The 13752-nt window shown below is 55.7% G+C and carries 12 protein-coding genes and 1 tRNA gene; 6 read left to right on the top strand and 7 right to left on the bottom strand.

Annotated features, from left to right (window positions below; genetic code table 11):
* Positions 1-24: 24 nt before the first annotated feature.
* The 3 genes from Q1A34_RS10890 to Q1A34_RS10880 all read left to right on the top strand — a co-directional run bounded on the left by Q1A34_RS10890 (position 25) and on the right by Q1A34_RS10880 (position 4702).
* Positions 25-1254: a cation:proton antiporter gene (locus tag Q1A34_RS10890; protein ID WP_300033680.1), complete on the top strand. Its 1230-nt coding sequence runs from the start codon at positions 25-27 to the stop codon at positions 1252-1254.
* Between the two features lie 590 nt (positions 1255-1844).
* A complete protein-coding gene (locus tag Q1A34_RS10885) occupies positions 1845-2180 on the top strand; it encodes a helix-turn-helix domain-containing protein (protein ID WP_300033678.1) in 336 nt (111 codons plus the stop codon).
* Positions 2181-2302: 122 nt separating this feature from the next.
* Complete coding sequence (locus tag Q1A34_RS10880) at positions 2303-4702, top strand: methyl-accepting chemotaxis protein (protein WP_300033675.1); 2400 nt, start codon at positions 2303-2305, stop codon at positions 4700-4702.
* Between the two features lie 478 nt (positions 4703-5180).
* Here Q1A34_RS10880 and Q1A34_RS10875 read toward each other — a convergent pair whose 3' ends face one another.
* The 6 genes from Q1A34_RS10875 to Q1A34_RS10850 all read right to left on the bottom strand — a co-directional run bounded on the left by Q1A34_RS10875 (position 5181) and on the right by Q1A34_RS10850 (position 8586).
* Positions 5181-5657: a lectin MOA-related protein gene (locus Q1A34_RS10875; protein ID WP_300033673.1), complete on the bottom strand. Its 477-nt coding sequence runs from the start codon at positions 5655-5657 to the stop codon at positions 5181-5183.
* 21 nt (positions 5658-5678) lie between these two features.
* Positions 5679-6809 carry a hypothetical protein gene (locus Q1A34_RS10870; RefSeq protein WP_300033671.1) on the bottom strand — a complete coding sequence of 377 codons (1131 nt, stop codon included), beginning with the start codon at positions 6807-6809 and terminating at the stop codon, positions 5679-5681.
* Between the two features lie 20 nt (positions 6810-6829).
* On the bottom strand, positions 6830-7207 hold the full coding sequence (locus Q1A34_RS10865; protein ID WP_300033669.1) for a hypothetical protein: 378 nt from the start codon (positions 7205-7207) through the stop codon (positions 6830-6832).
* A 488-nt stretch (positions 7208-7695) separates the two neighbouring features.
* Positions 7696-7772, bottom strand: a tRNA-Arg gene (locus Q1A34_RS10860).
* 41 nt (positions 7773-7813) lie between these two features.
* Complete coding sequence (locus Q1A34_RS10855) at positions 7814-8275, bottom strand: GNAT family N-acetyltransferase (RefSeq protein WP_300033667.1); 462 nt, start codon at positions 8273-8275, stop codon at positions 7814-7816.
* The gene (locus Q1A34_RS10850; RefSeq protein ID WP_300033665.1) at positions 8275-8586 is read right to left on the bottom strand and encodes an ETC complex I subunit; all 312 of its coding nucleotides are present in this window, start codon (positions 8584-8586) and stop codon (positions 8275-8277) included. The genes Q1A34_RS10855 and Q1A34_RS10850 overlap by 1 nt, the downstream gene beginning before the upstream one ends.
* A 223-nt stretch (positions 8587-8809) precedes the next feature.
* Here Q1A34_RS10850 and radC point away from each other — a divergent pair, with 223 nt between their 5' ends.
* The 3 genes from radC to uvrB all read left to right on the top strand — a co-directional run bounded on the left by radC (position 8810) and on the right by uvrB (position 12978).
* Entirely contained in the window at positions 8810-9616 is an 807-nt protein-coding gene (radC, locus tag Q1A34_RS10845) for a DNA repair protein RadC (RefSeq protein ID WP_300033663.1), read from the top strand.
* A gap of 133 nt (positions 9617-9749) precedes the next feature.
* On the top strand, positions 9750-10385 hold the full coding sequence (locus Q1A34_RS10840) for a hypothetical protein (RefSeq protein WP_300033662.1): 636 nt from the start codon (positions 9750-9752) through the stop codon (positions 10383-10385).
* Positions 10386-10779: 394 nt separating this feature from the next.
* Complete coding sequence (gene uvrB, locus Q1A34_RS10835; RefSeq protein WP_300033661.1) at positions 10780-12978, top strand: excinuclease ABC subunit UvrB; 2199 nt, start codon at positions 10780-10782, stop codon at positions 12976-12978.
* Between the two features lie 32 nt (positions 12979-13010).
* On the opposite strand, the gene Q1A34_RS10830 is transcribed toward uvrB, so the two are convergent.
* Positions 13011-13340, bottom strand: coding sequence for a GIY-YIG nuclease family protein (locus tag Q1A34_RS10830; RefSeq protein ID WP_300033660.1), 330 nt, complete (start codon positions 13338-13340; stop codon positions 13011-13013).
* Positions 13341-13752 lie beyond the last annotated feature (412 nt).

The raw sequence follows: 13752 nt of genomic DNA, 5'->3' as shown, positions 1-13752 counted from the left end.
GACAGACCGTCCGAAGGAGGCAAAGTGATCGGGTTCTTTATTGTCTGTGTTCTTGTCGCAGGTTTTACGATGGTGGCGCACCGCCTTGCTTATTCGGTTGTGACACCGCCAATGACCTTCCTGTTTCTGGGGGCAGTGCTGGCAATCAGCGGTCTGATCGATCCGCATACTGCGGAACAACTGCTCCATCCGGTTGCCGAAATCACCCTGGTTGTTTTGCTGTTTCTGGACGCCTCGCAGATTGATCTGCGGGCTTTCAGACATCAGCACCTCTGGCCCTCACGCATGCTGTTGCTGGGCCTTCCGCTGGCACTGTTGTTCGGAACTCTGGCTGGCTGGTTGCTTCTTCCAGCATGGCCACTGGTCGGCGTGGCGCTTGCAGCTGCCATCCTCGCACCCACGGATGCGGCCCTGGGCCAGGCCGTGGTGTCTAACCCAAACGTGCCCGACAGGGCCCGTCGCGCACTGACAGTTGAAAGCGGTCTCAATGACGGACTTGCCTTGCCAGCGGTCTTGTTTTTTGCCAGCCTCGTCGCCGCGTCAGAAACACCGGACGCGACGAACTGGCTGGCATTCGGGGCAGCCCAGATCCTTTTGGGGCCTGTAGCCGGGGCCATTGTCGGCTACTGCGGAGGCAGGATGCTTCTGCTGGCAAAAAAGTATAAGACCACATCAGAACTTTATGAAGGCGTTGGAGCACTGGCGCTGGCAGGTGCGGCCTATCTTGGTGCGACCCTGATAGGCGGCAACGGATTTATTTCAGCGTTTGTAGCAGGCCTTGCTTTTGGCGCTGTGGTGAAAGGAGCCTGTGCCTTTGTCTATGAGTTTACGGAAAGCGAAGGCCAGTTGCTGTCATGGTCAGCCTTTCTTCTGCTCGGAGCAGCGATTGTACCTGAGGCGATAGGTCATCTGACCTGGTCCTCCTTTGCGCTTATTATGGTCAGTCTGTTTGTTGTGCGCCCTTTAGCGATCTGGCTGTCGCTGACGGGCACTGATGCTTCGATTACATCCCGGTTGTTTTTTGGCTGGTTCGGTCCGCGTGGCCTTGCAACCGCACTCTTCGCGTTGCTGGTCGTGGATGAAATCACTCATGACCTTGCGGAACCTGTTCTGTTTCTCGCCGTTAACACCGTTTGGATCAGCGCCCTCTTGCATGGGGTCACTGCCGGTCCGGCCGCCCGCTGGTATGGCGCGAAGGAAGCCCGAATGGCTTCGATCACAGGATCGGCCAAACCTCTGACAACCAAAGAGTAAAGGTCGCACCTGTCTGCGGATCAGCATGGTTCCGGGCGGGCGTACTGCCCGGCGGGGCCGCCCTCCACAGCTTTACGTCTCAGCCAGTGTTCTGCGCGCCCTGGCGCCGAACGGACAGATACCCGACAACAATTTTCTCTCTCACGCCGTAACCAACTGCCTGCACGATGCATCGTACCTTTAACGCCGCGAAACCGCGGCAAGGTAAGGGCAGAGCATTTGGCATACAGACACATCATCCCAACGTTGGTGACACCCGGACGTACGGAGCGGACCCCTGCGCACACTGAGCAGCGCGGGATGTTTGCGAACGTTTCAAAGGTGCCGCCGCACTCGGTCAATCCAACCGGGCAAGAAGCGCACAGATGCCTGATTTTTCTTCGGGTTCCGCATCCGGTGGCAAGCCTGGACTGCGCCCGGGCAATTCCGTTTGGTCCACGAAAGTCTCCGGTTGCTACCGAGACACCCCTGTGGCCGGACGGCATCGCAGCCCCTGAAACTGTGCCTGATGTCCGAACCCACATCAGGAACAGACCCTCAGCCTGCAAGGACCGGAAAACCCCATCTGAACATCTGAATGAGGCAGCAGGATGCTGACAAAAACCGAAACCGCTTTGCTGAAATTTTTGTTGCGCCTCCAGGACGGCTGCAACCGGGAGCGTTTGATGCAGGAAGTACTGGGATACCATCCAGCCGCGGAAACCCATGCGCTGGAAACGCATGTCTGGCGGATCCGGCGGAAAATCGAAGCCGATCCAAAGTCACCGCGCATCCTGATCTCGATTGAGGGGGGATATCGTCTCGATCTCACGGAATGCGTACATGGCGCGCCGCGATGGGTGTATTTTTTTACGGAAATGACAAAGACCTGCTCTGTCCTGAACACGTATGACCCCGACCGCTCGCAACGACACAGCCGCGTATAACTCGCCGCTCAGCTTCGGCATTCCCGGGCCCACCTGTTCCCGATTTACGACTTCGTAATCCTTTCAGACTACTTTTCGTGCTGCATTTCACCTGGATGCGCCTACGCGAAAGACAAATGAAGATGACGTCCTCCCAACCGATCTCGCGCCAGATTTCTTCAATCAGCACTCTCCTGCTCTCAGGTCTGCTTGCTCTCTCTCTGGTCGCCATCGTAACCACTCTGCTGATCAGAACCACATTTACTGAGTATCGCGAGACAGCGCGCAGCACGCTGTTCGCCGGCGCCGTATTCGAGGACGTATTCGAGGCCCGGATGGCCGCGCTCAAATGGCGGATTGATCCCGACGCAGCGCTGATCGAAGAGTTTCGCGACAATATGGAGGAGCTCAAAACAGCTGAGGCCGACCTCAAAGATCTGAATTGGGCCGCAGCCGGTATTGAAGAAGTATTCGCCAATCTGGAGGCAGAGCTGGCAGAATATGAGACCCAGTTCGATATCACTCTCTCCGCACATGATCAGTATATGTCGGTCGAAGCGGAAATCGTGGCCAGCGGATTGTCCGCCCGAAAAGCCCTTACAGATATCATGACAAACGCTTATGAAACCGGGAATGTGTCTGGTGCGTACTTTGCTGGCCGCGCCCAGGAGGCACTGCTGCTCGGGCGCTACTATTTGCGTACTTTCCGGCAAACGGAACAGAAAGAACACCTGGACAGGTCCATATCAGAAATGCGGCGGGCAACTCAGGAACTGCGAACGCTCAGAGCGGAATTGCAGGATGGGAGCCTTATTTCTTTAACGGATCAGGCGTTTCAGGACCTGATGAGCTTTGTGAACAGGGCTGCATTACTGGGTGAAGCTGTACAAACCAAAGTGGCAGCCCGCGCCGTTATGGACGAGCTGGGGCCCAAAATCGTAGCTGACGTTGAGCAGGTCATAGACGCCGCAACGGCCCGCCAGAACACTCTGGGGCCCCGCGGTCAGACAATCGCTCTATGGGCTGTGATATCAATCTGTGTTGCAGCCGCGATGATCGTCGTCGTCGGATGGCGGATATCACGTCAGATTTCGTCACGGATTTCCGGAGATGTTGAAAAAGCGGTAGCTGTAATGTCACGCATTGCGGACGGCGATCTCGAAACAGAAGTGACCGGGATCGAACACGACAATGAAATTGGTCGGATGGCTCAGGCACTGGAAGTTTTCAAAGCGAACGGCAAAGCTGCCATAGCCGCCGCTGAGCAGGAAAAAGCCGCGGAAACTCAACGCCGGAAACAAGCTGAGAACATGCGGCTGGCACAGGAAGAAAGGGACGAGGAAGCGCGACAACAGGCCGAGCTCGACCGCAAGGCGATGATCGCAGAACTCAGCACATCACTGGGAAAAGTCGTTCACGCCGCGTCTTCCGGCGACTTTTCAAAGCGGGTCGACGCTGACTTCACTGATGAGGAGCTGTCAGCTCTCGCGTCCGGCGTAAACACACTTGTGGACAGCGTAGATACCGGACTTGCGGCAACAGGTCAGATGCTCGAACGGGTGGCCCGGGGCGATCTCACCGAACGAATGGAAGGTGACTTCCGTGGTGCATTCAAAGAGCTTCAGGGCAACACAAACGCGATGATAGACGCACTGCGGTCTCTTGTCGGCGAAATCGCCGGAAGCACCGAGAACCTGTCAATGTCATCGGGTGAATTGCGGGATACATCCAACGTTTTGTCAAGACAGGCCGAACAAAACGCGGCATCGCTCGAAGAAACATCTGCGGCTCTTGAGGAGCTTACCGCCAGTATTAAGCAGGTCAGCGAAAACGTCGCGGATGCAAATACAAACGCCAGCGTCGCCAGCGAAACAGCCAAATCGAGCAGTACAGTTGCGGCAAACGCCGCCGAAGCCATGAGCCGGATTTCAGACGCCTCGAGCGAAATTGCAAAAGTGGTAACCGTTATCAACGATATCGCTTTCCAGATTAACCTTTTGGCTCTCAACGCGGGAGTAGAAGCTGCCCGGGCCGGAGAGGCGGGTCGGGGTTTCTCTGTAGTGGCCTCTGAAGTAAGGCAACTTGCTCAGCGGGCCGGAGAGGCAGCTAAAGAGATCGACCAGGTAATCGCGAGAAGCGACAGCGCTGTTTCGGAAGGCGTTTCGAGAGTTACCAGCGCGCAGGAATCTCTGGAGAGAATTTCCGAAAGCGTCGTTGGCGTATCAGAGCGGATCGAGCAGATTTCGGGGGCAATATCTGAGCAGGTCCACGGGATTGGAGAAATCAACAGTGCTGTTTCACAAATAGACCAGAACACGCAGAAACAGGCAGCGTCCTTTGAAGAAGTCGCAGCCGCCAGCAGCTTGCTTTCGAATGAAGCCGACGGGCTCAAACAATCTGCGTCCCGCTTCAAAACCGGCGAAGATCAGATATCAATCCGGCCGACTGCTCTCACTGAAGAAGGACCAAAGCAAACCAAGGCCGCGCCAGCTCCGGTTTCTGGCAACCTCGCCACAGATTTGAACGGTTGGGATGAATTCTGACCGGAGAACTGTATCACTGGTATATCAGCCTTTGGCAGAAGACAGAAATCACAACAGCCTCAGCCCTTTTAAATGCGCGTTCAGTGCAGAAAAAGGACGTTTCGGACCAAGAGTGAAAAGCTATACACTTGTCAATAACCCGTGAAAATCACTATTCTGACAGCTCTCAAGCCCAATCTTTTTTTGTGTAACCGCCACGAACATGCAAAGCAATTATTGCTCAGGGAGCTTTGCCGGAATCTCTGTATTGAAACATAGCTGTTGCAGTCATCATAAATGCAAACAGCACTTCTGCCCAGGAATTCGCAATTGCCGAAGGTTACTGAGTGTACGAACTCCGGTTTTGTATTCGATGGAATATGCTGCCCTGACCGGCCAAAATCTCGCCATTTGTAAAAATTTCCTGCCTGCAAAAAGCTGACTTGTTCCGCAGGCAGCCCGTCGAAGCTCCCAAATATCCGGCAAAGTCAGTGACAGTTCAGACAATGAGTAAGTTTACTCTGTCACCTGTTTTCGAAAACTGAGACATAGCGCGATCAAGAGGATCAGACGCAATCATTTGTGGTTCTATCCAGTAGAGTTTGCGATCGTCGGCCAGGAAAACCCAGTTCAGCGCATGATATTCATCAGGACTGAAACTGGAAAACTGGCCCCATCCGATCCCAATCGCGAATGGCAGGTCGTTCGGGCGGTTTTCCTGATACCATTGGGTCACCAGTCCCTTGAAAGAGAACGCAAAATCATCACAATCAAATTTTCCATTCTGGGTGTATTCCGATCCATTCGGCATCCTTGGCCGAATTGCATCAACGATTGATATTAACTGATCCTTTGTCGGAATCTCCATATCCGGGTCAGAAGCCTGCACTAATGTGCGCGTGGAAAGCGACCGTGGCCGGGGTTTCATGTGCTGGCTTGCATACTTCACGAGCGAAGTGTGATTAAGTCTGGCCATTCTGAACCTCCTGGTTAACGGTCAACCTTCAAGCCCGGGACTGTCGCTGTCGTCATCTTCAGCATTTATTTCGCTTCCGACCGTGTCGAGGGAGGGTGAGTTTCCGCCGCCGCTGTCGACACCATTTGGAAAAGTTTCGCTGTAAGTTTTTCGATATGCGGCGAGGGCTTTCAGCATGCTCGCCTGAGCGTTCAAAAGATCAGCCTGCGCGGCCAGATCGTTCTTTTTCAGGCCGAGCAGCGACTGAACTGCGTCGTTCACTCCCTTGAAAACCGCCTCGACAACCGCGAGTGGCAACAATGCGGCCGCCGCAACTTCGCTCGGTTTGGTCACGTCTATCGACTTTGGGGAGCCATCCGCAAAAGTCAGAATAGTGTCACGCTTGATAAAGGGGGACCGTTCGATGTCCAGACCTTCTATCTGATGCGGGTCCGGTACGGATGCGGCAAACTCGATTACATTGCCCGACTTTCTGTCACGGAAAGTGACCACCACTGAGGTCAGCGGGCGGAAGCACACAGAATGGTTGCAGGCAGGTAACGTGACAACAGGCCTTGGCGACGGTGTAACTTGTATCTCGAGATGGCCACGCAACAAATTTTGCGCCCTGGCGAGGCTTGCCGGATCTGTCGGATCCAGCCGGACTATGCCTACGGTCTTGTCGATCTTCGTCTCATCACCAGCACCGGCACCTGGAGTATCAAGGCCAAGGCCCGAACCGAGACGCGAAATGCGCCCGAAGGCTTCCGCCAGATCAATCAGCGCGCGGCCAGACTGGTCTTCCGTCGATGTCGTTATGGACTGCAGTATCTGGTTATCAATTTTGACATCGACTTTGTCTTTGGAGAAGCGCGATGGTTTGTAGTTGATCGTGTAGCGGAATGCGGAACTCGCATCCGGCACAAGTAAGTCTGATGCCGGGTCCCTTTTTACGCTGAAAGCGGTCGACTGGTGCATTCTGGTTGACGTTCCAAGAACCTCAAAACTCATCAGGCGCCGGGGTAATGAATAGGTGCCAATAAACTGTGTAGCTGCCGGCTGTCCGTTCGCCCCCAGAAACACAGTTCCTGCCCTGTTGCTGTCTATGACACTGCACCCGGAAAATACCAGGCTGCTCAGCGCCATCGCAAAAAACCTGTGAAATCGCAGCATCGAAGGTCTCCTTGTGAATGTCAGGTCAGATCAATTTTGGGGGACTCATCATCAATCGTATTTGCTGCAAGCGCAGGCTCATTCTCATGCACCGGTCTGTGCGACGTTCCGTTCTCGGGACCGATAACAACCGCTTCCTCAGGTTTGAGGTCTTCGGGCTTGCCAGGTTCGCCATTGGGAAAGCCACTGCCGCGACTGCCGAACCAAAAACCGGCGATGCCCGCGGACAGAGTTGCAAGCCCGTTGAAAACACCGAGGGCCAGTTCAGTCTGTTTGGTGGCCATCAGGAAGATCGTAATGCCCACCGCTGAAACGCTGTACAGGCCGACCACAAAATATGTGACGAAAATTCGCACGTTACTTTTTCGGATTTCTTGCTGAATTGTCGTATCGGTCAAATGAAAGTATCCGTCGATATTAAATATGGTTAACGTCTCACTAAGCGCTTCAAAAATCAACCTTTCTTAGAATCGTTTCGGGTAATGCCCGTCCTGAAGGAGTGATGTCAGCTTCAGCGGAGCATGAATTTCGATGCCACAACTGCGGATGTTTGCTTTCTTTGTCAGGCCGTTACCCGACAGAAACTGAGCCCATATTCGCGGGTTCAGGTCGTACTGGTCTGGTGCAACAATGACGGAAACCTCGATCAGTCGGGCTTCAATTTGGAAAGACTGGAATTCGCGGGAACGAAAATGGGAAACTGAGCGCCCAATGGACCGACCGCCCGACAAGGTGATCAAAACGGCCGGCAAACAGCCTCAGACAGCGGAGTACCGCAGGTTCAGGGAGGACGGCTTTCTGCTGCAATGATACCAAGCAGATGAAGGCTGACCGGAATACATCTCTTTGGCTGTCGGTCTGTATGGCCGCCGGCCGAATGAAACTATGGCGATCCCTGAAGGACTCGAACCCTCAACCTGCTGATTAGAAGTCAGCTGCTCTATCCAGTTGAGCTAAGGGACCGCTGCCCCGTACATGCCGCAGCCTGCCGCGTCGCGCAAGCCTCAGATCCCGCGTGTCATGAAAATGCTGAGCGGGTCCTTGGTATATGTCCAGAACGGGGCACAGACAGCGAAGCCTTCAGAAGCATAGAGCGAACGCGCCGCCGAGTGTTCCGGTCCCGCGCCTGTCTCGAGCCAGAGGTCCCGCACGCCGACATCCCGGGAGTGACGGATCAAGCCTTGCAACAGAGCACGGGCATAGCCCCTGCCCCTGTGTTCCTGTGCCGTGTGCATGGACTTCAGTTCGCCGTCGGTTTCTCTGAAACGCCGCAAGGCACCGATTGCGACAGCAACATTGTCTACCCGCAGGGCGAACATGGATATATCCGGGTGGTCCAGCGCATCGGCTGGCAACACGTGACAACTCTCCGGCGGAGACTGGGAGCGCATCAATTCAAAGTGCCGCCCCAAAAGAAGTGCTACATCCGCGTCCCGCGCATCTGCACGGACGACTGCGGGCTGCATCAGTGCGTCCACGCCCCACGACGGTTGGTCGCAAAGTTTTCTCCATAGCCGCCCGGACGTATATTTGCGCTGCGTTTTTTCGGTTCCATTACGTCGGCAGTGATCCCATTGTCCCGGGCATATTCCACAGCTTCCTCGCGTGTTTTAAAGCGCATGCGTACCTGGCTTTGCGTATCATCCGATGAAGTCCAGCCCATGAGTGGATCAACCTCACGTGACGACGCAGGCGCATACTCAAGCACCCATGTATGGGTTTTCGCCATTCCAGACGACATGGCGGTTTTGGCTGGCTGAAAAATACGTGCACGCATACATCGGCTCCTGATCTGGCTGTTGTCGTTTATCCGGGATTTCAACAGCGCGGGCAAGACAGCAATTTGCCGTGCGTGACAGCCAGCAGTGAGCCTTTTAATCAAAAAGCGCCCGAACCGGCTGGCAGACCCAAAAACAGATCCCTGCACTGTGCTTTTTAACCAATCGCTAACCATGGCCAGGGAATATCAGGCAGCGCCCAACGGAGGAAAGGAGTGACCAGTGACCAGCCAGAAACACGGATTTTCCGAAGAAGCACTTCGCGGTCTGGAGGATCTTGACCGCAGAATACCGGCATGGGCTGAAACACAGTCACTTGGGAAAGGCGAATACGCGTCGCGCGGCGGTGGGCCGTCACCGCACTATGTTGGCCACCGGCAGCGGTTGCGGACCCGGTTTCTGACCGGCGGACATACAGCGATGCCGGAATACGAACTGCTCGAACTGCTGCTCTGCAACGCTATTGAGCGGATCGATGTAAAACCCCTGGCAAAAAAGCTGCTTGAGGCCTTCGGCGATCTCAACGGTGTCGTTGCCGCTTCTGAACACCGCCTTTTGCAGGTCAAAGGCACCACCCAGAAGGTCTTTTTCCAGCTGCGCCTCGTCGAGGCCTTTGCCCAGCGAATGGCCCAGTCCCGGGTGCTGCAGCGCTGTGTTTTGTCGTGTTGGGACGACCTGATAGATTACTGCCGCACCTCTATGGCGCACCGCGACACGGAGCAGTTCCGCATCCTGTTTCTGGACAACAAAAATGTTGTGATCGCGGATGAAGAGCAGGCCCGTGGCACCATCAACCATGTACCTGTCTACCCGCGCGAGGTCGTCAAACGCGCGCTGGAACTGAACGCTGCAGCACTGATCCTTGTGCACAACCATCCCTCTGGCGATCCCTCGCCCAGCGAGTCCGATATCACCATGACGGATGCAATCGTCCGCGCCTGCGAAGCAATTGATGCGCGCGTTCATGACCACGTTATCATCGGCAAAAACAGCGAAGCATCATTCCGCTCGCTGGGGTTGCTGGGCTGAACCGGAACGCCGACAGCCACTTGAATGGCCTACAGCCTGTGATGGCGTAATCCGGATAACACAGGAACTCGTGACCAGAACCGCCCTCCCCTCACCAGCGCAGCAGACAAAGTCCACGGGCGTCGGAAAAAACATGCAACCGTCCAGAGAAACCGGTGGTCGTCTCGCGGGTCTGCAGTCCTTGGCCGATCTGAGCCCGGCGGTGCAGCGTCTCACTGCCATAGGCTGCTCTGATCTCCCGGTTATGCAACTCAAACGGCTTGATGAGAAACTGAACGACGGTGACAGGAAAATCGCAATCGTCGGGGAAATCCACGGCGCGGTGAAGCCCGAGGCCGAGATCAATGCCTATGCCAGCAAAAATATCGATGTAGAACACGAAGACGCGGACATCGAAGTGCAAAAGGGCGGCGACTGTAACAAAGTCGCGCCGGACGACGCTGCACTGCGACGGATGTTTCTTACGACACATATCGCCGAATATGTCACGAAACTGCTGTCTAAACCGGTAGCTGATGACACCCGGACCATTGAACTGATCCAGAGCGAGAGTGACGTACTGGCCGCTCTCTTTGGCAAATTCAAAAACGAACAACTCCATGTCAAACAGTTACTGGCAGAGGCTAACGAAAGCGGCGCGTCGCCTGTTTCTTTCGATGCCGCCACAATCGACAAGCCCGGCGCAGGCTCGCGAAGGCAACGGCCGCCGATGACGCGGACGTTGCCTCGGTCAACTACGATGACGTCCGGCTCTGGACCAACAGGTTAATCTCAGTAGCGCAAACCATGGAGGAAGAGCGTGGCAGCGTGCAGGGCTTCGCTCTGGTCCCTTCGGCAGACTACAGTATGTTGCGCGCCAAACATATGTACGACGCTGTCGAAGGGCTGACAGCTTCTCGCGACAACCTCATCTACAAGGTTGGCAACAACCACATCATCGAGATGAAGTAGATCATCAAAAACGTCTCTGCGGACATCGAAATTCTGGACAAGAATGCCTACGTCAGCGAGCTTTTTGAACTGCTCGATGTTCTGGATCCGTCGGACGGAACCGACTGACCAATCCCAGCGTTCCTGACATTTTATGACAGGAGCCGGACCCCGCCCCCCTTGAACCCCTGACAAATCATGACACCTTGGCAGTAACCCCGGGGAATCTGCATATGTCTTACGCTCACACCGACGGCTCAGAGGCCGTTCTGTCCAATCCCGCGCCTGACGTGCGCGCCCGCCCCAAGCTGGAAGGTGGCCGGAAATTTGTTCTGGCGACAGAATTTGAGCCTGCGGGCGACCAGCCCACGGCCATCGCCGAACTGGCAGAGGGTGTGAATTCCGGCGAACGCGACCAGGTGCTGCTGGGCGCTACGGGCACCGGCAAAACCTTCACCATGGCCAAGGTCATCGAAGAGACCCAGCGCCCCGCCATCATCCTGGCCCCTAACAAAACACTGGCTGCGCAATTGTACGGCGAATTTAAGGGCTTCTTCCCGGATAACGCCGTCGAATACTTCGTAAGTTACTACGATTATTACCAACCCGAAGCCTATGTGGCGCGATCAGACACCTACATCGAGAAAGAAAGCCAGATCAACGAACAGATCGACCGGATGCGCCACTCGGCCACCCGCGCACTGCTCGAACGCGACGATGTGATCATCGTGGCCTCGGTCTCCTGCATCTACGGTATCGGTTCGGTCGAGACCTATGGCGCGATGACCCAGGATCTGAAGACGGGCCAGATGTATGATCAGCGCCAGGTCATGGCCGATCTCGTGGCCCAGCAATATCGTCGTAATGATCAGGCGTTCCAGCGTGGATCGTTCCGGGTGCGTGGTGACAGTCTGGAGATTTTCCCCGCACACCTGGAAGACCGCGCGTGGAGGCTGTCATTTTTCGGCGAGGAACTGGAAAGCATTACCGAATTTGATCCGCTCACCGGCGAAAAAACGGATAACTTCGACCAGATCCGCGTCTATGCGAACTCGCACTACGTCACACCCAAGCCGACCATGCAGCAGGCCGTTATCGGTATTAAAAAAGAGCTGAAAATCCGCCTAGATCAGCTGGTGAACGAGGGCAAACTCCTCGAAGCGCAGCGTCTGGAACAGCGCACCAATTTTGATCTGGAGATGCTTGAAGCGACCGGCGTCTGCAACGGCATCGAGAACTATTCACGCTATCTGACAGGGCGCGCACCGGGCGAGCCGCCCCCCACCTTGTTTGAATTCATTCCCGATCATGCCATTGTTTTCGCCGATGAATCCCATGTTTCCGTGCCGCAGATCGGCGGCATGTACAAAGGCGACTACCGGCGCAAGTTCACGCTGGCGGAACACGGGTTCCGCCTGCCGTCCTGCATGGACAACCGCCCGCTGAAATTCGAGGAATGGGACGCCATGCGCCCGCAATCGGTGTTCGTCTCCGCCACGCCGGCCTCCTGGGAGATCGAGCAGACCGGCGGTGTGTTCACCGAACAGATCATCCGCCCCACCGGCCTGATCGACCCGGAAATCGAAATCCGGCCTGTTGAAATGCAGGTAGACGATCTGCTGGACGAGGTCCGCAAGGTCGCCGCCGATGGCTACCGCACGCTGGTCACCACACTGACGAAACGCATGGCCGAGGATCTGACCGAATACATGCACGAACAGGGCATCCGCGTGCGCTACATGCACTCGGACATCGACACCATCGAACGTATCGAAATCCTGCGCGACCTGCGGCTTGGCGCTTTTGACGTGCTCATCGGGATTAACCTGCTGCGCGAGGGTCTTGATATCCCTGAATGCGGGCTGGTGGCCATTCTGGATGCGGACAAAGAGGGTTTCCTGCGCTCGGAAACCTCGCTCATCCAGACGATCGGCCGCGCCGCGCGGAACGCCGAGGGCCGCGTGATCATGTACGCCGACCGCATCACCGGGTCGATGGAGCGCGCGATGGGCGAAACCAACCGCCGCCGCGCTAAGCAGCTGGCCTATAACGAAGAACATGGGATCACGCCGACGACGGTGAAAAAGAACGTAGAGGACATTCTGGCCGGGCTCTACAAAGGCGACGTGGACATGAACCGCGTGACCGCCAAGGTCGACAACCCGATGGCTGGCGGCAACCTGCAGACGGTGCTGGACGGTCTGCGCACCGACATGCGCAAGGCCGCCGAGAACCTGGAATTTGAGGAGGCCGCGCGCCTGCGCGACGAGGTCAAACGGCTGGAAGCGGTCGATCTGGCAATTGCGGATGACCCGATGGCCCGGCAGTATGCAGTGGAAAAAGCCGTGGACGACGCCCAGAAAGCCTCAGGCCGGAGTACAATGGGACGGGGTGGTATGCGCGGGGGCGTGAAACGGAAGCGGGGGCGGTAGCACTGGCTGTGGTCAACAGCCGGCACCTTCTATCAACCGTTGCACGTTGGATTAAGCCCAAGCTTCAAGTCACGCTCTTCGGCGAGCCGGGCGGCCTCACCACCACTGTGAGCGTGCGCATGAATATGGGTGGCACCATTGCGCTTAAAGCATGCAGCTTTATGGTGGCTGTCAAAGCGCTCGCTGAGATCGTTCGTTTGCCCAACGTAAATTGGCCTCCACTTGCCCGGAGCAACCTCTTTGGCAAAAAGGTAGTTGCCCGGAACGGAATCGAAGTTAGGCGGCAGCGGGTAAATCCAATATTTATAACGCGCGCCAGACGCGCCTTGCCACTCAATAGTTCTGGTTCTTGTAGTACTCATAGCGAAACCTCGCTTTTTTAAGAAAGGTCGCTTGACACTCAACGTCGCAGCGGATTCACTGCGGTCACTCTGTTCGGGTCCGCCACGACCTTCCAAGGAAAAGGCGGGGCTAGAGTTAGACGCCGCTGTGGCCTGCACGCCTAGCGGCGTCGTCTATTCTAACCGTCAACGACATCATCGAATGCTCTCAACGCAGAGTCAACGATTTATACGACAAATTGGGGGATTGACCCACATAGCTGGGGTGCCTTCTAGATAGCCCACTATATGATGTGTTGTCAATAAGCTTTATCCCTGATTTTAGGGGCTAGAAGAAGAAATCGAGGAGATTTCGTTGAGTGATGCTGCCCGAAATTGCGATCAATCCGCACTGACTAACTATATATAGACGGCTCGAATCGGGGTTTTCCCG

Origin of the sequence: uncultured Roseobacter sp. (genome assembly GCF_947491795.1) — a bacterium.
In the GTDB taxonomy this organism is placed as follows: Bacteria; Pseudomonadota; Alphaproteobacteria; order Rhodobacterales; family Rhodobacteraceae; genus Roseobacter.
The sequence above is the reverse complement of the archived record's forward strand: the minus strand, read 5'-3'. Positions and strand labels throughout refer to the sequence as shown.

What these genes read in the sequence shown, in the direction of transcription:
- Q1A34_RS10875 (WP_300033673.1), bottom strand. Translation starts at nt 5,657, where the DNA reads ATGGCCAGACTTAATCACACTTCGCTCGTGAAGTATGCAAGCCAGCAC.
- Q1A34_RS10880 (WP_300033675.1), top strand. Translation starts at nt 2,303, where the DNA reads ATGACGTCCTCCCAACCGATCTCGCGCCAGATTTCTTCAATCAGCACT.
- Q1A34_RS10855 (WP_300033667.1), bottom strand. Translation starts at nt 8,275, where the DNA reads ATGCAGCCCGCAGTCGTCCGTGCAGATGCGCGGGACGCGGATGTAGCA.
- Q1A34_RS10830 (WP_300033660.1), bottom strand. Translation starts at nt 13,340, where the DNA reads ATGAGTACTACAAGAACCAGAACTATTGAGTGGCAAGGCGCGTCTGGC.
- Q1A34_RS10850 (WP_300033665.1), bottom strand. Translation starts at nt 8,586, where the DNA reads ATGCGTGCACGTATTTTTCAGCCAGCCAAAACCGCCATGTCGTCTGGA.
- Q1A34_RS10840 (WP_300033662.1), top strand. Translation starts at nt 9,750, where the DNA reads ATGCAACCGTCCAGAGAAACCGGTGGTCGTCTCGCGGGTCTGCAGTCC.
- uvrB (WP_300033661.1), top strand. Translation starts at nt 10,780, where the DNA reads ATGTCTTACGCTCACACCGACGGCTCAGAGGCCGTTCTGTCCAATCCC.
- Q1A34_RS10885 (WP_300033678.1), top strand. Translation starts at nt 1,845, where the DNA reads ATGCTGACAAAAACCGAAACCGCTTTGCTGAAATTTTTGTTGCGCCTC.
- Q1A34_RS10870 (WP_300033671.1), bottom strand. Translation starts at nt 6,809, where the DNA reads ATGCTGCGATTTCACAGGTTTTTTGCGATGGCGCTGAGCAGCCTGGTA.